We start from the raw sequence: 20,496 nt of genomic DNA, 5'->3' as shown, positions 1-20,496 counted from the left end.
AAGTAGCTATTTTTTATTGACATTGAACATAACTTTTTGTATTATACTTACATAAGGTAAGTTATTTACTTTCGAAATATAAATCTCAAATTAAAGATAAAATGTGTAAAAGGGAGAGAATACAATGACAAAAGTACTATTTATTACAGCAAATCCAAATTCAGCAGAAGGTTCTTTCGGAGTGGCAGTAGGGGAAGCTTTCATCGAGGCTTATAAAAACGAACATCCACAAGACGAAGTTGTAACAATTGATTTATTCAACACTACAGTCCCAGCAATCGATGCAGATGTATTCGCTGCTTGGGGTAAATTTGCAGCAGGTGAAGGTTTTGAAACTTTAACTGAAGTTCAACAACAAAAAGTTGCAGCAATGAACACAAACTTAGAAACATTTATGCATGCAGATCGTTATGTATTCGTAACTCCAATGTGGAACTTTAGCTATCCACCAGTAGTAAAAGCATACTTAGATAACTTAGCAATCGCAGGTAAAACATTCAAGTATACTGAAAATGGTCCAGTTGGCTTATTAGAAGGCAAAAAAGCACTTCACATTCAAGCAACAGGTGGCGTTTATTCTGAAGGAGCATACGCAGCTGTAGACTTCGGCCGCAATCACTTAAAAACAGTATTAGGATTCATCGGTGTAAATGAAACTGAATACATTGCAGTTGAAGGTATGAATGCAAACCCTGAAAAAGCACCAGAAATTAAAGAAGCAGCAATTGCTAATGCTCGTGAATTAGCAAAACGTTTCTAATATAGAATACTTAAAAATGTCCAAGCACTTGCTGTTTGGACATTTTTTCTTCTTTTTCCTTCGTTTGTCTAGTATAATGAAGGTCGGAATGATAATAGGTGGGGGTTCTGTATGATTCAAACGTTTTTTAAAATCTTTTATTTAATTTTAATCGTAATTGCGATTACACCAAGAATGTGGCGTCTGAAAAGACAAGTAAATACGATGTCGCCACAAGAAAAAGATAATGTTGTGTATAAAACGACAAATTGGTTTGGTAAGAAAATGGTACGTGTAGCTGGTGGGGCAATTGAAGTAAATGGTCTGGAAAATGTTCCAAAAGATAAGCCGGTACTAGTTGTAAGTAATCATCAGAGTAATATGGATATTCCTGTTTTACTAGGTTACTTAAATAAACCAATTGGATTTGTTTCAAAAGCAGAGATTAAGAAGTTTCCAGTTGTACCAACTTGGATGGAACTTATGAATTGTGTATTTATGGTTCGTAATGATCGTCGTCAATCTCTTCAAGCGATTAAAGATGGAATTGAGCTGTTAAAGAACGGGCATTCTATCGTAATCTTCCCAGAAGGGACGAGAAGTAAGGGTGGCGAAATTGGAGAGTTTAAGGCTGGGAGTTTTCACCTTGCAGTAAAGTCAGGTGTAGCAATCTTACCTGTAACGTTAGATGGTACATATAAAATGTTTGAAGCGAATGGAAACCGTATGAAACCAGCTCATGCAACAGTAACAATTTCTAAGCCGATTACACCTGAAGCGTATGCGAATATGGATATTAAAGAGTTAACGAAGCATACACAAGATGTTATCACATCACAATTACATAAATAATAAAAAAGGTTTCAGCTTATATAAGCTGAAACCTTTTTTATGCTGTAGGTAAGACGTAAAAGAGTACGCAGAAGAACATCATCGCACTACCACCTAAAACGAAAAGATGCCAAATGGCATGATTGAAAGGTAACTTTTCCCAAAGGAAGAATATAGCCCCTACAGAATATAAAATTCCACCTGCTAAAAGTAGTGAAAAACCATGTCCAGTTAGATTTTCATAAAGTGGTTTAATAGCAACGATTATGAGCCATCCCATTATGATATAGCATAATGTTGATGCCTTAATAAAGCGACGTACAAAGAAAATTTTGAAGATGATACCTCCGAGTGCTAGTGTCCATATAATAGCGAGTAACGTCCAGCCTAATGGTCCGCGAAGCGTAATAAGTAAAAAAGGAGTATATGTGCCAGCGATTAATAAATAAATGGCTGAGTGATCTAGTATAGTAAATAATTTTTCTACTTTTGGATGATGAATGCTATGTAACAAGGTCGAAAACAAGTACAGTAAAAACATGCTTACACCATAAACCGTAAATGCAACTACAGCAGATGCGGTACCATGCTTAGAGGCATGAATAATTAATATAATTAAGGCAGGGATGCTTAAAATGGCACCGATACCATGTGTAATTGCATTTGCAATTTCTTCTTTCACAAAATGCGTCATTCGTGTCATTTTTTCAGTCATAATGCAAATCCTTTCTACTATCATAAAATAATATGTCATTTCCCTTACCATATCATACACAAGGGCAATAGAAAATGAAATTTGTATAATTGATTATATTTTTGAATTTTTTTGACAAAAGGCAATGGATTTGTTGACGTTTTCAAACTTTTTTGACAAAATAAAATTATGCAATAGTAGGACAAGGAATCTACTAATAAAGGGGATGGAGAAATGTTTTCAAATATTGGCTTTCCAGGATTAATTTTAATTTTAGTAGCTGTACTCATTTTGTTTGGGCCGAAAAAATTGCCAGAAATCGGAAAGGCTTTAGGGGAAACGTTAAAAGAATTCAAAAAATCAACGAAAGAATTGACTGATGATGCATTTCAAGAGAAGGAAAAGAAAGAAAAAATGTAATGAATTTTCCTCGAAATGGATAAATAAAGTGTGGTGAACGAGATGGAAGATCGGGAAATGAGCGTAGTAGAACATATTGTTGAGCTTCGCAAACGAGTAATATATACAGTACTATCCTTTGTCCTATTTTTAATTATCGGATTTACTTTTACGAAGGATATTTATTTTTGGCTAGTAAAAGATTTACCAATGAAATTAACTGTTCTCGGTCCAAGTGATGTATTATGGATTTTTTTCTCGATTGCTACAGTATTTGCTATCGTTTGTACAATTCCTTTTGCTGCTATACAAATTTGGTTATTTGTAAAACCGGGTTTACATCCAAATGAACAAAAAATGACAGTAATGTATATACCGGTATTGTCTATATTATTTATTGCAGGTTTATGTTTTGGATATTTCGTTGTAATGCCGTTTTTATTTCATTTTTTAACTACGATAGGTAATGAAATGTTTAATACGATGTTTACGACAGAAAAGTATTTTCATTTTGTTCTTAATTTAACAGTTCCATTTGCTGTAATTTTTGAATTACCTGTAGTTGTCATGTTTTTAACGAGTATTGGACTGTTAACGGCGGAATTGCTAATACAAATAAGAAGGTATGCTTACGTAGCATTGATTATCATTGCATCGTGTATATCACCGCCGGATTTTTTATCACATAGTTTAGTAGCGGTACCACTTATTTGTATTTATGAAATTAGTATCGCTTTATCAAAGATTGTCAGTAAGCGGAAAAAGAAAAGAGAAGAAGAAATACAGTCGAAAAGTGCCTCGTTATAAAGGCACTTTTTTTATTTATTTGTTATACTTTAGACATAAACGTATACAATATATAGAAGAAAAAAATTATAGAATCTCCAAAATTTAGACAAACTTTGCACTTTGCTAAGTTTATACTAAAATTATTAAGCAATATACGGATAACGGGATTCCTGTCTGATCGGATATTTAGGACGGAGGGTGAATAGAGTATAAATCTTCTAACCAAAAGGACTACAGGGATTGACTAAGGATACTTTTGTATTCATAGAAGTCTCCACTTTAAACAACGTGTTTTAGCGTAAAGTAGAGGAAGTTCAAAAATCCAATGAAAAAGAGGATTGATATTGTGATTACGAAAAGTTTTTATTTCACTCATTCAACAGGGGATTGTATTAAAATATTCGAAATCCCTGTCCTACAGGCACAGCATCCATTATCGTTTCTAATTCAGTCTCGTCTTCAATTATTTATTGCAAAAATTCAAAAACAAAAGCACCCAAGATTTTCGTATTCTTTCCGTGAATATTTGCAAAATTGTTTGAAGTGGAATGATTATTTAAATGTATATAAAACAAATACCCTTGAAAAAAATGCATGATACAGAGTATGGACAGGGTTAGTAAACTCTGTCTTTTTCATTTTAGGTATAAAAATATAATTAATTTGGTGAAATTTGTTCGAAATTGTTGAAAGCACAGGGAATGCTAGTATAATAACAGGGAGAGCGTATTGGAAAGGGAAGAATATAATATGCAAAAAATTAAAATTGTAACAGATTCAACTGCAGATTTAACGCAGGATGTAATCGAAAAGTATGGCATTCATGTGCTACCATTATCAATCTCTGTAAATGGACAAACATATTTAGATCGCGTTGATTTACAACCTGATGAATTTATTGAAGAAATGATCAAATCAGAGGAATTACCAAAAACATCACAACCGGCAATGGGTACATTTGTAGAAATGTATGACAAGTTAGGTGAAGATGGAAGTGAAGTACTTTCCATTCATATGACAAGTGGAATGAGTGGTACTGTGGCAACTGCCAATAGTGCTGCATCAATGACCGACACAAAAGTAACAGTTGTTGATTCTCAATTTATTACACATGCTTTAGCATATCAAGTAATAGAAGCTGCAAAAATGGCAAATGAAGGACGCTCACTAGAAGAAATTTTAAAACGTGTAGATGAAGTGAGAAAGAATACTCGTTTATATGTAGTAGTAGATACATTAGAAAATTTAGTGAAGGGTGGGCGTATCGGTAAAGGAAAAGCGTTTATCGGTTCGCTACTTAATATAAAGCCAATTGCTAGCCTTGAAGATGGTGTTTATAACCCTGTAACGAAAGTGCGTAGCCAAGGTCAAATTGTAAAAACGTTAGCTAAGTTATTTGAGGAAGATACAGCTGGAAAAGTTGTAAAAGCTGTTGCAATTCCGCATGCGAAAGCAATTCCTTTAGCTGAAAATGTAAAAGCGGCTGTTGAAAAAGTGAGTGGATTTGCTCAATCAGAAATTTTCTTTACAACGCCTATTATTAGTACTCATACAGGTCCGGGTGCAATTGGATTTATGTATTTAGCAGAGTAATAAAAAAGCTACTTGAAATGAATTTTCAAGTAGCTTTTTTTATGTGAATAGAAAGTAAGAAATAAGAAGGGTTATACAGGCACTCCCGCTAATGATATAGCGAGTCTGTAAATATTCATTCATAGAGAACACCCACTGATTAAAGTTTTACTTTATGATTTTCTATAGTATATGTTGGATATAGAAAATAAGTAGTTACGTTATACGTGTAATGTTTCAATTTTTTCATTTACTTGCTTACCGTTTGTTGCGTTATTATAAGTAAAGGTTTGGCCTAAAAAGAGTACATGCAGTTGTTCCCACGGTAACATACGTAAATTCCAATTATTTCGAAGCCTTGTTACTGCCTCGCGGGGTGTTTCATCGGCGAGGGCAAAAGCTCCGTAATGCATCGGTATAAAGTGTGTAGCGTTTAAATCTAAATAAGCTTGCACTGCCTCTTCAGGTGAAACATGAGATACTTTCATAAACCACTCTGGTTCATAAGCGCCAATTGGCATAAGGGCAATATCAATTGAAAAGCGTCTGCCAATTTCTTTGAAACCTTGGAAATAGCCACTGTCACCACAAAAATAAACGGTTTCTTTCGTTGGTTCATTATTAATAATCCATCCACCCCAGTGAGATGTATTCATATCAAATAAGGATCTTCTCGTCCAGTGCTGAGCAGGTACGAAGTGAAAGGAAACATCATTAATGATCGTATTTTCCCACCAATTATACTCTTCTACACGAGTAAATTTTTTGCGAGTAAATAGTTTTTTCAGTCCAATAGGTACAAGGTATAAAACATCATCATTTAGCTGGCGAAGCGATGAAAAATCTAAATGATCATAATGACCGTGTGAAATGAGGACAATATCAATTTTAGGTAGTTCTTGTATAGAAAGACCAGGTTCAGTAAGTCTTGGGACTAATTTTAATTTAGTAGCCCATACTGGATCTGTTAATATATTCAGCCCATTCGTTTGGATAAGGAATGTGGAATGACCAATCCAAGTTACAGACGTCTTTTCAAAGTTGTTTTGTAGGAATTTACTTTGTTTAACAGGTGATTGTTCTACTAAAAAAGAAAAATCCTTTTTATTTTGTTTTCGTTCTTTTCGCCAACGTATAAAGGAACGAATTGATTTTTTTGTACTCACATTATCCATATTTTCATAACGTTTTGTCATGAACATCACCTCATTTAAAATCGTTGTAATTGTATTGTACCGAAATGTTGTTAAGGAATACAGTGTATAACATGGATGAATGTTTAAGGAATTGTTAAAAAATAGGGGGATGCGTTTACAAAAGTAACAATAAAATTAATTTTGCAACTTCTATTTAGAGAAATAATAGTAAAAAAATAAATTTTGTCTAGTAATTGGCTTGAAATAAAGAAGTAACATACGTAAATTCGTACGATTTCGTGAACAAATGTAGTAAACAATTTTCTCGTAGTGTTAACTTTTGTTATGATAAACATAACCTATTTAAATTTAGGATAGAGAAAAGAGGTTTATAAATGAAGCGTTATCAAAAAATAATTGGTCTTATGGTTGTATTTTGTCTCTTTGTACTTGCTGGATGTAGTGGATCAGGTTCAAAGCTTCGTAAACCATTGAATTGGGATTTAGAAACTTTCCAATTTACAAATCAAAATGGAAAGTCATTTGGTACAAAAGATTTAAAAGGGAAAGTTTGGGTTGCAGATTTTATGTTCACAAATTGCCAAACAGTTTGTCCGCCAATGACTGCTAATATGGCAAAACTGCAAAAGATGGCCAAAGAAGAGAAATTAGACGTTCAGTTTGTTTCGTTTAGTGTAGATCCAGACCTTGATAAGCCGGAGAATTTGAAGGCTTTCATTCAAAAGTTTACAGAGGATACTAGTAACTGGAATTTATTAACGGGCTATTCGTTAGAAGATATTACAAAGTTTGCAAAAGATAATTTCCAATCGCTTGTAGATAAGCCGGAGAATGGTCAAGTTATGCATGGTACATCATTTTATTTAATTGATCAAAACGGAAAAGTCATGAAAAAGTATAGTGGTATTAGTAATACGCCGTACGAAGACATTATACGTGATATGAAGAGATTAGTGGATTAAAAAGAAGGGTGCACAGCACCCTTCTTTTTTTACATTAGTCTATGGATAAAATGTCATGCTGTTGTGGAAGTTTTGGTGCCCGAATTTCTAACACGCCATTTTGATACGAAGCTTTCGCTGCTTTTTTATTAATTGAGTACGGTAATTTAATCAATCTTGATGCTTCTGAAATGGAACGTTCTCGGCGATAATAGTTATGAGATGTTTCTTCCTCGACCTCTTCAAGTATCTCTTCTTTTACAGAGACTTTTAAGTATTCACTTTGTATTTCAATTTGAATTTGTTCTTTTTGTATACCTGGTAGTTCAGCTGTAACAACGAGTTCTTCACCAACTTCATATAAATCTACAGGGAAGGTTAATAAACGATTTCCTTTTTGGAAAAAATGATTTAAATCAGCGATTACATTGCGAAGTGGTGTTTGCTCGAAGAAATCATCAATTTGCTTTAAATAATTGCGAACCGGTGGGCGAGAAGAGTCTTTTTTTTCTTCACTCATGGTATTCCCTCCTAGAAATCAATTTGCAATATCATATGACAAAAGCGGAGAAAGGTGATTGCCTAGTTTTCATGTTTTCATAAAAAATTGTTAAAAATGTGAAATGGAGTGATTTTTTTATAGTTTTTGGTCGCCATATTCAATTGATTATGCTAGTATAAATAGGGTTGATATAGTAGTATATAGACAGAATGAAAACTGAAAGAGGGTAAGAAGTATGTGTGGTTTTGTAGGATGTTTATGTGAAAACCCTAGAGAGTTTTCAGAAACAGAAAAACATCAATTTGAAAATATGAACACGATGATTTTCCACCGCGGTCCAGATGACGAAGGATATTTTCGTGATGAACATGTACAATTTGGCTTCCGCCGTTTAAGCATCATTGACTTAGAGGCAGGACATCAGCCGCTAACTTATGAAAATGATCGATATGTAATTATTTTTAATGGTGAAATTTACAACTATGTAGAATTACGTGAAATGTTACTTGAAAAAGGTGCAACGTTTGCAACACAATCTGATACAGAAGTTATCATTGCATTGTATGCACATATGAAAGAAAAATGTGTAGACTATCTTCGTGGTATGTTTGCATTTATGATTTGGGATCGTGAAGAGAAGAAACTTTTCGGTGCACGTGACCATTTCGGTATTAAACCTTTATACGTCGCACAACAAGGTGATACTACATTCTTCGCATCTGAGAAGAAAAGTATTATGCATGTGATGGAAGATAAAGGCGTTAATCCAACGTCACTACAACATTACTTTACGTACCAATATGGTCCAGAGCCAGAAACATTAACAATTGATGTTAATAAAATCGAGCCTGGTCATTATTTCGTAAAAGAAATCGGTAAAGAGATGGAAATCCATCGCTACTGGAAACCTTATTTCAATGCTTCAAGCGCAACGAAAGAGGAGCATATCCAAGCAATTCGTGATGTGTTATATGATTCAGTAAAAGTGCATATGCGCAGTGATGTACCAGTAGGTTCATTCTTATCTGGTGGTATCGATTCATCTATTATCGCTTCTATCGCAAGAGAAATGAATCCAAATCTTTTAACATTCTCTATTGGTTTTGAACAACGTGGTTTCAGTGAAGTTGATGTTGCAAAAGAAACTGCTGAGAAATTAGGCGTTAAAAACCATAACGTATTCATTTCAGCGAAAGAGTTTATGGATGAGTTCCCAAAAATCATTTGGCATATGGATGATCCTTTAGCAGATCCAGCAGCTGTACCATTGTACTTCGTTGCAAAAGAAGCACGTAAGCATGTAACAGTTGTTCTTTCAGGTGAAGGTGCAGACGAGCTATTTGGTGGTTATAACATTTATCGTGAGCCAAACTCACTAAAAATGTTCTCTTACATTCCTAGCCCAGGTAAGAGCGTTCTAAAAGCATTAAGTGGTGCTCTTAAAGAAGGCTTTAAAGGAAAGAGCTTCCTAGAGCGTGGATGTACGCCAATTGAAGAGCGTTACTATGGAAACGCGAAAATCTTCCGTGAAGAAGAGAAAGTTGAATTAATGAAGTATTACAATGAAAGTGTTAACTATATGGATATCACGAAACCATTGTATAACGAGATTAAAGATTATGATGATGTAAGCAAAATGCAGTACATTGACATGTTCACATGGTTACGCGGTGACATTTTATTAAAAGCTGATAAAATGACAATGGCAAACTCATTAGAACTTCGTGTACCGTTCTTAGATAAAGAAGTATTTGATGTTGCATCTAAAATTCCAACTGAATTTAAGATTGCTAACGGAACTACGAAAGCTATTTTACGTGAAGCAGCACGCGGAATCGTTCCAGATCACGTATTAGATCGTAAAAAACTTGGATTCCCAGTACCAATTCGTCACTGGTTAAAAGACGAAATGCATGATTGGGCTATCAATATTATAAACGAGAGTAAAACAGAGCATTTAATTGACAAACAGTATGTATTAAACTTACTGGAAGCACATTGTGCAGATAAAGGCGATTATAGCCGTAAAATTTGGACTGTACTTGCGTTTATGGTATGGCATCAAATTTATGTTGAGCATAAATACGATACGAATAAGTTCCACGAAGAAACGAAACGTGCGTATAGCTTAGTTTAATTAGAAAAACCTTAAGATCGCATATGATCTTAAGGTTTTTTTCATAAATGGAACGAATTATTGATACAATAATAGTAAAAGGATGGACAACATATGATTACGTTTGAAAAAGTAAATGTAGAAAATGAAAACGTTGTTAAAGAAATGTTTCGCTCACATAGTTTAAGTGAGAATCCGGTACAGTATTGTGTGAAAGTTGATGATACATATATTGGTGTAATAGATTATCGTGTTCAAGAGGAGAGTGCGGTTTTATCTCAGTTAATTATTCACTTTGATTATCAAAGTTACGGTTATGGGACAAATACGTATTTTACATTTGAAGCGATGATGAAAGAAAGAAATGTGAAAGAGATAAAGGTATTACAAACGGAATTAACAGAACAAGCAAAAACTTTCATAGAGAGCTTTGGTTTTAATGAAGAAGATGGAATATATGTGAAGAAAATATAAAGATGAGTAGTTATGCGGGATAAATAAAAGGCAGGTGGATATATGACGATGACTTCTGGTCTTGTATTAATTGGAGAGTGTTTTATAGTAGCAGAGCTAATCCATATGTTCATTCGAAAAAGAATGAATAAGAAGAGAAAGCCGTATGAATTACAATATGCCCCTGTGTTTTTCCTTTTATTTTGTATGCTTATTACATTACAAAACATAACGAACTTTCCACCGCTTTTAAATATTTTTTTAAAGTTCGGTTTGCTGTATAGTAGCACTGGAATAGCCCTTTTATTTCTTTTATTTTGCATACGTTATATTCACTATCAATCGTATATATTTATTTTAAATTGGTTAAAGCACAATGATAGAAACCGCCTTACATAAGGCGGTTTTTTTATTTGTAATTGTAATGGCTAGGTGCCGTTTTAATTAGTGTCATAGTTGTTTATTTATATATGAAAGTAACAGGGGAATTAAGTGATAGGAAATTTATATTGTTACAACGAATTGTATTGGCAGTTGCACTCATTATGTATTTTATGACTGAGTAAATAGATAATTTAAAATTACTTGGAGTTTTGACAGGTTCTACGATTGGTATCATGTTAGAGAATCATTTTATTAAAATGAATGAAAATAATAATTTTAAAATACAAGTAGTAAAAACAGTTTTAGGCCTTAGTTTTATGTTAATGATGCAGCTCATACTAAAAAAAGTAATACCTGATATGTATTATGTACGTTATGTATTGACTGGAATTACAATTACTTTCATATGTCCGTTTATTTTTCATATGTTACGGTTAAAAAATGTGAATAGTAAATAAGTACAAAAATATTTTGAATCAAAATGAGGTCGAAATTATATATATTGAAAAAGTTTTCTGATATATCTATTGACAATGTATGAGATATACATTAATCTTTAGATGTTAATGAAAATCATTTTCAACTAGGAGGATTTATGACACGCACTAAAAATATTCTTATACTTTGCATTATGTTATTAATGGTCATAATTGCAGGTTGCGGTAAAGAAGAAGAGAAGAAAGATAAAGATACATCAGTAAAGGCAAAAGATTCATATAGTATAAAGCATGCAATGGGCGAAACGACAGTAAATGGTACACCAAAAAGAGTTGTTGTTTTAACGAATGAGGGTGCTGAGGCACTTTTAACTGTTGGAGTAACGCCAGTTGGAACGACAAAACCACGAGCTGGGGATGAATGGTATCCTCATTTAGCGAATGAGTTGAAAGATACGAAAGTAGTAGGAACTGAGCGTGACATTAATTTAGAGGCAGTAATGAAGCTTCAGCCGGATTTAATTATTGGAAATAAAATGCGTCACGAAAAAATATACGAGCAGTTAAAAGAAATCGCGCCAACAGTATATGCTGAAACATTGCGCGGTGATTGGAAAGAAAACTTTACGCTTTATACAAAAGCTGTAAATAAAGAAAAAGAAGGGCAAAATGCTCTTAATGATTATAAAAAGCGTATTGCAGGAATAAAAGAACAATTAGGAGATAAAATTAACTCTAAAGTTTCAATTATTCGCTTCGTCCCAGGTGATGTTCGTATTTATCAAAAAAATTCATTCTCAGGCGTTGTATTAAATGATATTGGATTTAAACGACCACCACTACAAGATAAAGATGAATTTGCGATAAAAGGAATTACAAAAGAACAAATTCCAAATATGGACGGGGACTACTTATTCTATTTCACATCTGATAAAGATGCGGATAAGAATAATGAAGGAAACACGTTAGCGAAAGAATGGACAGAAGATCCGCTCTTTAAGCAGTTACAGGCTTCTAAAGATAATAAAGTATTCGAAGTAGATGAAGTGATTTGGAATACAGCAGGTGGTATTGTAGCTGCAAACCTTATGTTAGATGATATTGAAAAATATTTTTTAAAGTAAATGAATGGTCGAGTACATCACCTTAAATGGGTGATGTACTTTTTTATTTGTAAAAATACAGAAAATTCCTTCTTTTGAGTGTGGATAAGTTGTACAATTAAACTAATTATGGAATAAAGGAGTGGGAATGAATGAAAGCTACTCATAAAGATTGGATTTTGTTTAACGGAAGAATTGTAAATACGAAGGAAGAACAGCCGATGATTCCATTAGAGGAGAGAGGCTTTCAATTTGGTGATGGTATATACGAGGTATTCAGACTATATGATGGGAAGCCACATTTATTAGATCTACATTTGGAACGATTCTTTAATTCTATGGAAGAAATAAAACTAATTCCACCTTTTGCTAAGGAGGAGTTAGTGGAAGAGTTGCATCAAATGATTGAAAAAAATCAATTTCAAGAAGATGGGAATGTATATTTGCAAATATCAAGAGGTGCTCAAGCACGTAATCATGTATATGAGTCAAATATGCAACCAACATATTTTGCAAATATTGTTTCGTTTCCAAGACCAATTGCTGCTATGGAACTGGGAATAAAAGTTACGGTAGAAGAGGATATACGGTGGAAGTTTTGTCATATAAAATCATTAAATCTGCTACCTAATATTATGATTAAAAATAAAATAAACGAACAAGGCTATCAAGAAGCGATATTAGTACGAGATGGAATTGTAACTGAAGGGTGTCATTCAAATTTCTTTATGGTGAAGAATAATAAATTGATTACACATCCGGCTGACAACTTCATTCTACACGGCATTACACGTCACTTCGTTATTACATTAGCGAAAGAGTTACATATTGAAGTAGAAGAACGAGAATTTTCACTACAAGAAGTATATGAGGCTGATGAGTGCTTCTTTACAGCGACACCACTTGAAATATTCCCAGTCGTTCAAATAGGTGATGAACAGTTTAGAACCGGCGAAAGAGGACCAATTACAAAGAAACTCCAAGTTGCATATGAAGAAAGTATTCGTTTGTTTAAAGTTACGAACTAATATTGAAGAAAAAAGCTGGTATTCCTCCAGCTTTTTTTCATGATATAATTCAAACATAGGACAAGATTTGAAAACGTTGTAAAAAGGGGATTTAATGTATGAATTATAAAGATTTTAAAGAAGTAATTCACGGTAGACGAAGTGTTAGGAAGTTCACAGAACAAGAAGTATCCATTAGTGACATAAAAGAAATTATTGATTGTGCTCGTTATGCACCGAGTGATACGAACTCACAAACTTGGGAGTTCTTGGTCATTATGAACCGAGAGAAAATTAAAGAAATTGAGCAAATGACTTGGGGTGCATTACATAAACTTGCGGCAAAAGCGGCAGAAAACGGAGAAGAGAAAGCAGGGAAATTACTTACCCGTTCATTTGGACCATATGCAACAGCTTTCTCAGAGGCACCTGTATTAATCGTGTGTTTGGCAACACCATATGAATCAAAATTTCGCGAAAAGATATTTGATCCAATTGCTTTTGTTCCAGATTCAGTTTGGGAAGAAGAAGGAATTAAGAGTAGCTGTTTAGCGGTACAAAATTTAATGTTGGCTGCACATGCGAAAGGGCTGGGTACTTGTCCAATGACAGGACCGGTATTGTTAGCTCAAGATGAACTACGCCAATATTTACAAATTGAGTCTGAAAAACAAATAAATATGGTTATTTCACTCGGTTTTCCGAAAGATAAGCCGAAGAAACTTGTAAGAAAAGAAGTAGATGAGATTACAACATTTGTTTTTTAAAGCTTAAAATAAAAAGACATTGAATGAACAATGTCTTTTTATTTTGGACAGGTATGTAATTAATTTGTTGGGCTAAAATGATAGATAAGAGGGAATTACTATTTATTTCATAAAAAAAATTAATGTTCTATTAAGGAAAGTATGATACATTAATCGTGAGCAAGATTCTATTTGTTCATGAAAGTGTTGAAAATAGTCTTAAAATTTAAAAGGTATTTTTGTATAATAAATTATAATGAAATGACAGGGGGGATGAATTTTGAAAAAATTCATAATCACTGGATTGTCTGTATTGTTATTAGTTGGTTGCGGTGCTCCACAAGAAAAAGAGGATGCGCAATCAAAGCAGGAAGAACGAGTTGTAAATGCAAGTAATGAGAATATAGTAGTATTCCCTGAAGGTGCAGTACCAGTTGGTGAAGGAAAAGTAAAAGTTATTACACCAGATGGTACTTCTGAAAACGGCAATATACCAACTGTATTCATCAAAAAGGATACTTTAATTCAACATGTTGAATTAGAGCTTTCTAATTTTCAAAATGATAAAGAAACATTTATATTTGTAGATCAAGTATATGCAGATAAACATCAAGTCACTAGTACAACACAGACAACAGTACAATTAAAAGAAAAGACACTTGAGACAGGTAGTCATACGATTACTGCAGTTCAGTATGAAAACAATGATCCAAAAGGAAAGGTTATTAGTTTAAATCAAGCAACATTCGAAACAAAACCAGCGTCATAAGAAGAATAAAAAGTACATTACTCAAAAAGTAGTGTGCTTTTTTGTTTATACTAGAGGATGTAACAGTGAATAACTTGTTTCGTTTTCTAATACGATTAAGTAGGAAGAAATCACTTGTTTCTACTATGATAGAGAAAGAGGCTGAAGATGTGAATCGGTGTATTCGTATCGTCTTGATTATTTTAACGATGTCAGTCATTTTGTTTATGATCCAAGAGGTGACTCAAATTACGCTCAATTAACAAATTCATGATTTGTTAATAGGAGCTATTTGTTTTACCATTGTTTATCTATCATATGATAAACTCAGATTAAGGTAAGTTTTACATGAAAAATGTAGGTATTTCATTTGAAATGTCGAATAGTACATACGATGTCGTAATAACAAATTTTCTATTGTTTACTGTGAAACAGAAGAAGGGGAGATAGTAGTTATGAAACGAGCTCTTATTAATATTGATTATACATATGATTTTGTAGCTGAAAAAGGTGCTTTAACATGCGGGAAACCAGGACAAGAAATTGAGAAGGAAATTGTCCATATAACGAAGCAATATATTGAAAATGGAGATTACGTGGTCTTTGCGATTGATAAACATGAAGAAAACGATGTATACCATCCAGAATCAAAGTTATTCCCGCCTCATAATATAGCTGGTACAAATGGAAGAGATCTGTTTGGTGAATTACAAGAAGTGTACGAAACATATAAAAATGCAGAGAATGTATATTATATGGATAAAACACGATATAGTGCATTTGCAGGAACAGACTTAGAGATGAAGTTACGAGAAAGAGGAATAGAAGAAGTTCATCTTGTAGGTGTTTGTACTGATATTTGTGTTCTTCACACAGCAGTAGACGCTTATAATAAAGGATTTAAAATTGTAGTTTATGAAAAGGCTGTTGCATCTTTTAATGCGCAAGGACATGAATTTGCCCTTGGACATTTTAAGTCATGCTTACATGCAGAAGTGAAGTGAAAAAAGAGGCCTTTAAAAGAGGCCACTGAAAAAGTGGTTACTTTGAAAAAATAACACGCATTTTATCAATATGTTGAATTTTAAAAGGATCCCATCACCTGTATATAGTAGGTGGTGGGATCCTTTTTCTTATAAAGTGGAGTTTTTCAGTGCCCTCCTTTAAAAAGGTCTCTTTTTTCGTTTAAATTGAGACGAGGTTTCGCTCGATTAGTTTTTTTATGAACGGACTAATTTTTTCTGGTAACCCATTTAAGTCAAAAAATTGTACATGTAATGATTCTAATCCATCAGCTTTTAACGTACCGCCTGTAATATCTTTGCAAAGATATGCGATTGTTATAGGGTAAAATTCATCTCCGTTCGGTAATTTCACAAAAAATTCTTTTCCGGAAAATACGCTTATTAACTGTAAAGAGCCTATTTCAATCCCTGTTTCTTCAAGCACTTCCCGTCTTCCGGCTTCTTCCGTTGATTCACCAAGTTCAACAAATCCACCGGGAACACCCCAAACACCATTTCGCCTTTGTTGTAGTAATATTTGTCCTTGTTCATTGTAAACAGTTACAGCAACGCCAGCTAGATTGAGTGGTCTTGATCCAATAACTTCTCTTAGTTCTTCGATATAGCTCATTGTTAGTTAACCTCCGCGAGTCAAAATATTTTCAAATGAACAATTCGGCGTTGTGTTAATATTCCCCTTTTTGTTTAGGTAAGTATTGAGGTCTTAACATAAAGTCATTTATAAAAAATTCTATTGTTATCTCCCTTTAGATAATAAAAAAGGGTATATTTATAGAAGAAAGTGTAACAAGTTTTAAGGAAATCAAAAGGTATGTCAATAAATTAGTTTTTCATAAAATTTTCATTAGTTAAGGGTGTGGATGGATGAGTTTATTAACGTATACTGAAGAATTTTTTAATTATGTACGTGAGTTTTTACTTTTAAGATTTTTACTATTTGCATTAGTTTTAATCATTATCTCTTTTGTAATTAACCGCATTATTGATTGGTTTTTTAAGAAATCAAGCTTTTTTGATGAAGAGGTAGAGCAAACGATTCAAAGTGTGATTCGATCTATTTTTAGATATATCATCATCATCAGTCTAATCATATATTTAATTAGCCAATTTGTAGATATAAAAAGTATCATTGCAGGTGCAGGGATAGCGGGTGTTGTTATCGGTTTTGCTGCACAACAGATGTTAAAAGATGTTATATTAGGCTTTGCGAGATTAGCGGACAAAGAGTTTCGTGTTGGCGATTTTGTTACTTTTAACGGAACAAATTCAGGAACGATTGAGGAAATTAGTATTCGTTTTATGCAAATTCGTGAATGGTCAGGAAAACTTCTTACGATACCACACGGAGAGATTAGGACGATACAAAATTTTAATAAAGGATGGATGCGTGTAATTGAACGGATTACGGTAAGTTATCAGGAAGATCCTACAAGAGTTAAGGAATTGTTAGAAGAAGTTTGTGTTAATTGTAATGAAAAATTGGCTTCGAGTCTTTATAAATTAGAGGATGAAGCTGTTGAACCGTTTAAATATGTTGGTGTCACAGATTTAAACCCGAATCTTAAATATGTTGGATATGAATTTTGTATTACAGGTTTAATAAAGCCAGAAGATTATTTTGAAATTTCTAGACAAGTAAGATTTGAATTAATGTCTATGTTCCATAAGAATCAAGTGCAAATGCCAGCAGCAAATATGGTCGTTACTACTGAAAGTTTACAGCATAACCATGGTGGACAATCTGTATCGGACAGCTAAAATAGAATAGTTTGTTAACAAAAATCTAGCTTCCAACATTGGATAGAAAAACAATAATAAAATGATCGATATAAAGAAAGAACTGAAGGAATTCAGTTCTTTCTTATTTGTAGAATTTAGAAATTTCTTAATGTTATAATGATAGATGGTGATGAAAATGAACTTTGAAGAAAAAGAGATGCATCGTTTAGAAGCATTAAAAGCAATTGCAGAATTATTAAATGAAGCAACAGACTTACAAGTCATGTTAGAAAAAGTGTTACATACATTGTTACAAGTTATGAATTTACAAACAGGGTGGATATTCTTTATCGATGAAAGTGGAAAGCACCGTATGCTTGTAGATGAAAACTTACCACCGGCTCTTACGTGGCAAGAGAAGAAGCCGATGTGTGAAGGAGATTGCTGGTGTGTAGAGCGTTTTGTGAATGGGAGATTAGAAAAAGCAACAAATATTATTGAATGTAAGCGGATAGAGGATGCGATTGAATGTAATTGGGGAGAGACCGAAGATGTTACGCATCATGCGACAATTCCCCTTAGGTCTGGATCGGAGAAGTTTGGTCTATTAAATGTGGCCTCACCTCAAAAAACACATTTTTCAGAGGAAGAATTAGCATTACTAGAATCAATTGCATTTCAAATAGGAACGACAATACAACGTATTCAGTTAGTAGAGAAAGAACGTAAATACGTAGTGGTAGCTGAAAGAAATCGACTTGCACGTGATTTACATGATTCAGTAAAACAATTGTTATTTTCTATTATGCTAACAGCAAAAGGTACTTTAAATATGACGCAAGATAGAGACTTGCAGGAGATGTTGAGCTATATTGGAGAATTATCACAGGAAGCATTACAAGAAATGACACTTTTAATTTGGCAATTAAGACCGGAAGGATTAGAGAAAGGTTTAGCAGAAGCAATTAAAAATTACGGAAAGTTGTTAGGGATCCACGTGGAAGTTCGAATTGATGGTATGGTTTCAATTGGAGATGAAATAGAAGAAGTTTTATGGCGTATTAGTCAAGAAGCAATACATAATTGTAAAAAACATGCTTCATGTGAAAAGGTAAATGTTCTTTTAAAAATAGAAAATAACCAGTTGTATTTTTACATAGAGGATAATGGAATAGGATTTATACAAGATCACGTAAGAGAGTCAGCACTCGGTTTAAAAAGTATGAAGGAACGTATTCAGTTAATGAGGGGATCATTTCAAATAAAAACTGAGCTGAAAAAGGGTACAAAAATTGAAATTCAATTGCCGGTTTAAAGGGGAGAAGAAGATTGAAGATTAAATTACTACTAGTTGAGGATCATCATATCGTTCGAAGAGGACTTGTATTCTTTTTAAAAACGAGAGAAGAATTTGAAATAGTTGGGGAAGCAGAAAATGGTGAAGAGGCATTAACATTCATTCAAACGGAAAGACCAGATGTAGTATTAATGGATCTATCAATGCCGAAGATGGATGGTATAGAAGCAACAAAACGGATAAAACAATATGATGAAACAATAAAGATACTTATATTAAGCAGTTTTTCAGAGCAAGATTATGTTTTACCAGCACTGGAAGCTGGAGCAGATGGTTATCAATTAAAAGAAGTACAACCAGAGCAACTTGTTGCTTCTATCATTGCAGTACATGAAGGAAATGCGAATTTTCATCCGAAAGTAACACCAGCACTATTCGGACGGTCAGCAGTCAAGAAAGAAAAAGAAAACCCTTTTTCCATGTTAACGAAAAGAGAGCAAGAAGTACTTCGTGAAATTGCGAAAGGGCGAAGTAATAAAGAAATTGCAGCGGAGCTTCATATTACAGAACAGACTGTGAAAACACACGTTTCAAATGTTTTAGCTAAATTGGAAGTAGATGATCGTACGCAAGCTGCATTATATGCGGTGAAGCACGGGGGAAATAATAAGTATGAATAATTATGTCCCTTGTTACGACAGAATACATAGGAGTATTTAAAATTTATCCCGCTATTTGCGGGCTTATAATTAGTGGGAGATGTACAATACTCTCACTGATTAAAGTTTCAATTTATAGTAGTGCTAAATAAAGGTTTTTCTTCTTTCTATAATTAGGTACAATAAAACTACGATGGAAGGGGAAGATATGCTATGCCAGGTACAAGAAGTGGAATTGGAAAGCTTCAGGCTTCGTTAAACGGTTTATCACCGAAATTACGAAGTATTGCCGAACATATATTGAAACATCCACAAGATGTTGTACATAAATCTATTACAGAATTAGCTGAAGTTACGAATAGTTCTGAAGCTACGATATTCCGCTTATGTAAGCACCTCGGTTTTCAAGGGTTTCAAGATTTAAAGATTACATTAGCTCGTGAAATTGTACATACTCCGATGCAAAATATTCATGAAGAAGTATCGGCGGAAGATAGTATGGTAACTGTTGCTAAAAAAGTTTTTCATTCGCATATTACAGGACTGCAAGATACATTGCATTTGTTAAATGATACAGCGCTAGAGCAAGCTGTAAAAGTATTGCAAGAAGCAAGCCGTATTGAGTTTTATGGAAATGGTGGTTCTGGTATTATTGCGATGGATGCATATCATAAATTTATGAGAACGGGTATTTCTTGTATTGCTCATACAGATTCACATTTTCAAATTATGGGTGCGGGTTTACTTACTAAAGAAGCAGTGGTAATTGCAATTTCTCATTCTGGTAGCAATAAAGGGTTACTGGAAGCGTTAGAAGTAGCAAAAGCAAGAGGAGCTCACATTATTGCAATTACGAGCTATCAGAAATCAGCATTAAGTCAACTTGCTGATATTACTTTGTATACTTCAACACGTGAGACAGAATTCCGTACAGAAGCAAGTTCATCAAGATTAGCACAGTTAAGTTTGTTAGATACTTTGTACGTTGGGTTATCGTTACAACGCCAAGAAGAAACGTTGCAAAATTTACAAAGTATACGCGAAACAATTTTGATGAAACGAATATAAAAAGTCCTTCAATTGAAGGGCTTTTTATATTGGCCAATAGTTTTTTGTGAAAATTTGATGATTATAATTTCCTGTTTTAAAAAATCTTTATTAATTGAGTTTTTACTCCC

Annotated in this window: 23 protein-coding genes and 2 pseudogenes; 21 read left to right on the top strand and 4 right to left on the bottom strand. The window is 33.6% G+C overall.

Translation table 11 applies throughout. From position 1 onward, the window contains the following. Window positions 1-124 precede the first annotated feature (124 nt). Together ACUN0F_RS22260 and ACUN0F_RS22255 are read left to right on the top strand one after the other, a co-directional pair. Window positions 125-760 carry an FMN-dependent NADH-azoreductase gene (locus tag ACUN0F_RS22260; RefSeq protein ID WP_000170043.1) on the top strand — a complete coding sequence of 212 codons (636 nt, stop codon included), beginning with the start codon at window positions 125-127 and terminating at the stop codon, window positions 758-760. A gap of 111 nt (window positions 761-871) precedes the next feature. Beyond that, a complete protein-coding gene (locus ACUN0F_RS22255) occupies window positions 872-1,591 on the top strand; it encodes a lysophospholipid acyltransferase family protein (RefSeq protein WP_046955682.1) in 720 nt (239 codons plus the stop codon). Between the two features lie 37 nt (window positions 1,592-1,628). On the opposite strand, the gene trhA is transcribed toward ACUN0F_RS22255, so the two are convergent. After that, window positions 1,629-2,285 carry a PAQR family membrane homeostasis protein TrhA gene (trhA, locus tag ACUN0F_RS22250; protein WP_000136880.1) on the bottom strand — a complete coding sequence of 219 codons (657 nt, stop codon included), beginning with the start codon at window positions 2,283-2,285 and terminating at the stop codon, window positions 1,629-1,631. A 213-nt stretch (window positions 2,286-2,498) separates the two neighbouring features. Here trhA and ACUN0F_RS22245 point away from each other — a divergent pair, with 213 nt between their 5' ends. The 4 genes from ACUN0F_RS22245 (at window position 2,499) to ACUN0F_RS22230 (ending at window position 5,045) form a co-directional block, all read left to right on the top strand. Next, entirely contained in the window at window positions 2,499-2,684 is a 186-nt protein-coding gene (locus ACUN0F_RS22245) for a twin-arginine translocase TatA/TatE family subunit (RefSeq protein ID WP_000492443.1), read from the top strand. Window positions 2,685-2,726: 42 nt separating this feature from the next. Further along, complete coding sequence (gene tatC / locus ACUN0F_RS22240; protein WP_327963772.1) at window positions 2,727-3,470, top strand: twin-arginine translocase subunit TatC; 744 nt, start codon at window positions 2,727-2,729, stop codon at window positions 3,468-3,470. A 328-nt stretch (window positions 3,471-3,798) separates the two neighbouring features. After that, window positions 3,799-4,050, top strand: coding sequence for a DUF2535 family protein (locus ACUN0F_RS22235; RefSeq protein WP_000629012.1), 252 nt, complete (start codon window positions 3,799-3,801; stop codon window positions 4,048-4,050). Window positions 4,051-4,202: 152 nt separating this feature from the next. Continuing rightward, entirely contained in the window at window positions 4,203-5,045 is an 843-nt protein-coding gene (locus tag ACUN0F_RS22230) for a DegV family protein (protein ID WP_033657798.1), read from the top strand. Between the two features lie 200 nt (window positions 5,046-5,245). Here ACUN0F_RS22230 and ACUN0F_RS22225 read toward each other — a convergent pair whose 3' ends face one another. Continuing rightward, window positions 5,246-6,220, bottom strand: coding sequence for an MBL fold metallo-hydrolase (locus ACUN0F_RS22225; protein WP_327963765.1), 975 nt, complete (start codon window positions 6,218-6,220; stop codon window positions 5,246-5,248). A 335-nt stretch (window positions 6,221-6,555) separates the two neighbouring features. Between ACUN0F_RS22225 and ACUN0F_RS22220 the strand changes: the two genes are divergently transcribed. Further along, window positions 6,556-7,143, top strand: a complete 588-nt coding sequence (locus tag ACUN0F_RS22220; protein WP_000833347.1) for an SCO family protein — start codon at window positions 6,556-6,558, stop codon at window positions 7,141-7,143. Window positions 7,144-7,177: 34 nt separating this feature from the next. Here ACUN0F_RS22220 and ACUN0F_RS22215 read toward each other — a convergent pair whose 3' ends face one another. Next, window positions 7,178-7,642 (bottom strand): Hsp20/alpha crystallin family protein, encoded by a 465-nt coding sequence (locus ACUN0F_RS22215; RefSeq protein ID WP_001288088.1) that lies wholly within the window; start codon window positions 7,640-7,642, stop codon window positions 7,178-7,180. A gap of 217 nt (window positions 7,643-7,859) precedes the next feature. Here ACUN0F_RS22215 and asnB point away from each other — a divergent pair, with 217 nt between their 5' ends. From asnB to ACUN0F_RS22165, 10 genes and pseudogenes are all read left to right on the top strand, one after another. Beyond that, window positions 7,860-9,761, top strand: a complete 1,902-nt coding sequence (gene asnB, locus ACUN0F_RS22210; protein WP_000333826.1) for an asparagine synthase (glutamine-hydrolyzing) — start codon at window positions 7,860-7,862, stop codon at window positions 9,759-9,761. A gap of 93 nt (window positions 9,762-9,854) precedes the next feature. Next, window positions 9,855-10,214 (top strand): GNAT family N-acetyltransferase, encoded by a 360-nt coding sequence (locus ACUN0F_RS22205; protein WP_000627499.1) that lies wholly within the window; start codon window positions 9,855-9,857, stop codon window positions 10,212-10,214. A gap of 48 nt (window positions 10,215-10,262) precedes the next feature. Further along, window positions 10,263-10,592, top strand: coding sequence for a hypothetical protein (locus ACUN0F_RS22200; RefSeq protein ID WP_445540842.1), 330 nt, complete (start codon window positions 10,263-10,265; stop codon window positions 10,590-10,592). A 29-nt stretch (window positions 10,593-10,621) separates the two neighbouring features. Continuing rightward, a pseudogene (locus ACUN0F_RS22195) lies at window positions 10,622-11,035 on the top strand (phosphatase PAP2 family protein); the annotation flags it as partial. Window positions 11,036-11,172: 137 nt separating this feature from the next. Then, the gene (locus ACUN0F_RS22190; protein WP_088122016.1) at window positions 11,173-12,138 is read left to right on the top strand and encodes an ABC transporter substrate-binding protein; all 966 of its coding nucleotides are present in this window, start codon (window positions 11,173-11,175) and stop codon (window positions 12,136-12,138) included. Window positions 12,139-12,269: 131 nt separating this feature from the next. Continuing rightward, window positions 12,270-13,145, top strand: coding sequence for a D-amino-acid transaminase (gene dat / locus ACUN0F_RS22185; protein WP_046955686.1), 876 nt, complete (start codon window positions 12,270-12,272; stop codon window positions 13,143-13,145). A gap of 98 nt (window positions 13,146-13,243) precedes the next feature. After that, window positions 13,244-13,891 carry a nitroreductase family protein gene (locus tag ACUN0F_RS22180; RefSeq protein ID WP_445540163.1) on the top strand — a complete coding sequence of 216 codons (648 nt, stop codon included), beginning with the start codon at window positions 13,244-13,246 and terminating at the stop codon, window positions 13,889-13,891. A 259-nt stretch (window positions 13,892-14,150) separates the two neighbouring features. After that, window positions 14,151-14,639, top strand: a complete 489-nt coding sequence (locus ACUN0F_RS22175; protein WP_000713499.1) for a hypothetical protein — start codon at window positions 14,151-14,153, stop codon at window positions 14,637-14,639. Window positions 14,640-14,704: 65 nt separating this feature from the next. After that, window positions 14,705-14,959: pseudogene (locus ACUN0F_RS22170) on the top strand (hypothetical protein). A gap of 114 nt (window positions 14,960-15,073) precedes the next feature. After that, window positions 15,074-15,622, top strand: coding sequence for a cysteine hydrolase family protein (locus ACUN0F_RS22165; protein WP_088122018.1), 549 nt, complete (start codon window positions 15,074-15,076; stop codon window positions 15,620-15,622). A gap of 181 nt (window positions 15,623-15,803) precedes the next feature. Here ACUN0F_RS22165 and ACUN0F_RS22160 read toward each other — a convergent pair whose 3' ends face one another. After that, window positions 15,804-16,253 carry an NUDIX hydrolase gene (locus ACUN0F_RS22160; RefSeq protein WP_445540162.1) on the bottom strand — a complete coding sequence of 150 codons (450 nt, stop codon included), beginning with the start codon at window positions 16,251-16,253 and terminating at the stop codon, window positions 15,804-15,806. Window positions 16,254-16,507: 254 nt separating this feature from the next. On the opposite strand from ACUN0F_RS22160, the gene ACUN0F_RS22155 reads away from it, so the two are divergent. The 4 genes from ACUN0F_RS22155 to ACUN0F_RS22140 all read left to right on the top strand — a co-directional run bounded on the left by ACUN0F_RS22155 (window position 16,508) and on the right by ACUN0F_RS22140 (window position 20,386). Next, window positions 16,508-17,401, top strand: a complete 894-nt coding sequence (locus ACUN0F_RS22155) for a mechanosensitive ion channel family protein (RefSeq protein WP_445540161.1) — start codon at window positions 16,508-16,510, stop codon at window positions 17,399-17,401. Window positions 17,402-17,579: 178 nt separating this feature from the next. Then, a complete protein-coding gene (locus ACUN0F_RS22150) occupies window positions 17,580-18,677 on the top strand; it encodes a sensor histidine kinase (RefSeq protein WP_179874299.1) in 1,098 nt (365 codons plus the stop codon). 14 nt (window positions 18,678-18,691) lie between these two features. Next, entirely contained in the window at window positions 18,692-19,339 is a 648-nt protein-coding gene (casR, locus tag ACUN0F_RS22145; protein WP_000694651.1) for a two-component system response regulator CasR, read from the top strand. A 192-nt stretch (window positions 19,340-19,531) separates the two neighbouring features. After that, window positions 19,532-20,386 (top strand): MurR/RpiR family transcriptional regulator, encoded by an 855-nt coding sequence (locus ACUN0F_RS22140; protein ID WP_445540160.1) that lies wholly within the window; start codon window positions 19,532-19,534, stop codon window positions 20,384-20,386. The last annotated feature ends 110 nt before the right edge of the window (window positions 20,387-20,496 follow it).

This window comes from Bacillus sp. 1A (assembly GCF_052682215.1).
The sequence above is the reverse complement of the archived record's forward strand: the minus strand, read 5'-3'. Positions and strand labels throughout refer to the sequence as shown.

Bases quoted from the DNA above. Each gene is read 5' to 3' on its own strand.
- ACUN0F_RS22260 (WP_000170043.1), top strand. From the start codon at position 125: ATGACAAAAGTACTATTTATTACAGCAAATCCAAATTCAGCAGAAGGT.
- ACUN0F_RS22255 (WP_046955682.1), top strand. From the start codon at position 872: ATGATTCAAACGTTTTTTAAAATCTTTTATTTAATTTTAATCGTAATT.
- trhA (WP_000136880.1), bottom strand. From the start codon at position 2,285: ATGACTGAAAAAATGACACGAATGACGCATTTTGTGAAAGAAGAAATT.
- ACUN0F_RS22245 (WP_000492443.1), top strand. From the start codon at position 2,499: ATGTTTTCAAATATTGGCTTTCCAGGATTAATTTTAATTTTAGTAGCT.
- tatC (WP_327963772.1), top strand. From the start codon at position 2,727: ATGGAAGATCGGGAAATGAGCGTAGTAGAACATATTGTTGAGCTTCGC.
- ACUN0F_RS22230 (WP_033657798.1), top strand. From the start codon at position 4,203: ATGCAAAAAATTAAAATTGTAACAGATTCAACTGCAGATTTAACGCAG.
- ACUN0F_RS22225 (WP_327963765.1), bottom strand. From the start codon at position 6,220: ATGACAAAACGTTATGAAAATATGGATAATGTGAGTACAAAAAAATCA.
- ACUN0F_RS22220 (WP_000833347.1), top strand. From the start codon at position 6,556: ATGAAGCGTTATCAAAAAATAATTGGTCTTATGGTTGTATTTTGTCTC.
- ACUN0F_RS22215 (WP_001288088.1), bottom strand. From the start codon at position 7,642: ATGAGTGAAGAAAAAAAAGACTCTTCTCGCCCACCGGTTCGCAATTAT.
- asnB (WP_000333826.1), top strand. From the start codon at position 7,860: ATGTGTGGTTTTGTAGGATGTTTATGTGAAAACCCTAGAGAGTTTTCA.
- ACUN0F_RS22205 (WP_000627499.1), top strand. From the start codon at position 9,855: ATGATTACGTTTGAAAAAGTAAATGTAGAAAATGAAAACGTTGTTAAA.
- ACUN0F_RS22200 (WP_445540842.1), top strand. From the start codon at position 10,263: ATGACTTCTGGTCTTGTATTAATTGGAGAGTGTTTTATAGTAGCAGAG.
- ACUN0F_RS22190 (WP_088122016.1), top strand. From the start codon at position 11,173: ATGACACGCACTAAAAATATTCTTATACTTTGCATTATGTTATTAATG.
- dat (WP_046955686.1), top strand. From the start codon at position 12,270: ATGAAAGCTACTCATAAAGATTGGATTTTGTTTAACGGAAGAATTGTA.
- ACUN0F_RS22180 (WP_445540163.1), top strand. From the start codon at position 13,244: ATGAATTATAAAGATTTTAAAGAAGTAATTCACGGTAGACGAAGTGTT.
- ACUN0F_RS22165 (WP_088122018.1), top strand. From the start codon at position 15,074: ATGAAACGAGCTCTTATTAATATTGATTATACATATGATTTTGTAGCT.
- ACUN0F_RS22160 (WP_445540162.1), bottom strand. From the start codon at position 16,253: ATGAGCTATATCGAAGAACTAAGAGAAGTTATTGGATCAAGACCACTC.
- ACUN0F_RS22155 (WP_445540161.1), top strand. From the start codon at position 16,508: ATGAGTTTATTAACGTATACTGAAGAATTTTTTAATTATGTACGTGAG.
- ACUN0F_RS22150 (WP_179874299.1), top strand. From the start codon at position 17,580: ATGCATCGTTTAGAAGCATTAAAAGCAATTGCAGAATTATTAAATGAA.
- ACUN0F_RS22140 (WP_445540160.1), top strand. From the start codon at position 19,532: ATGCCAGGTACAAGAAGTGGAATTGGAAAGCTTCAGGCTTCGTTAAAC.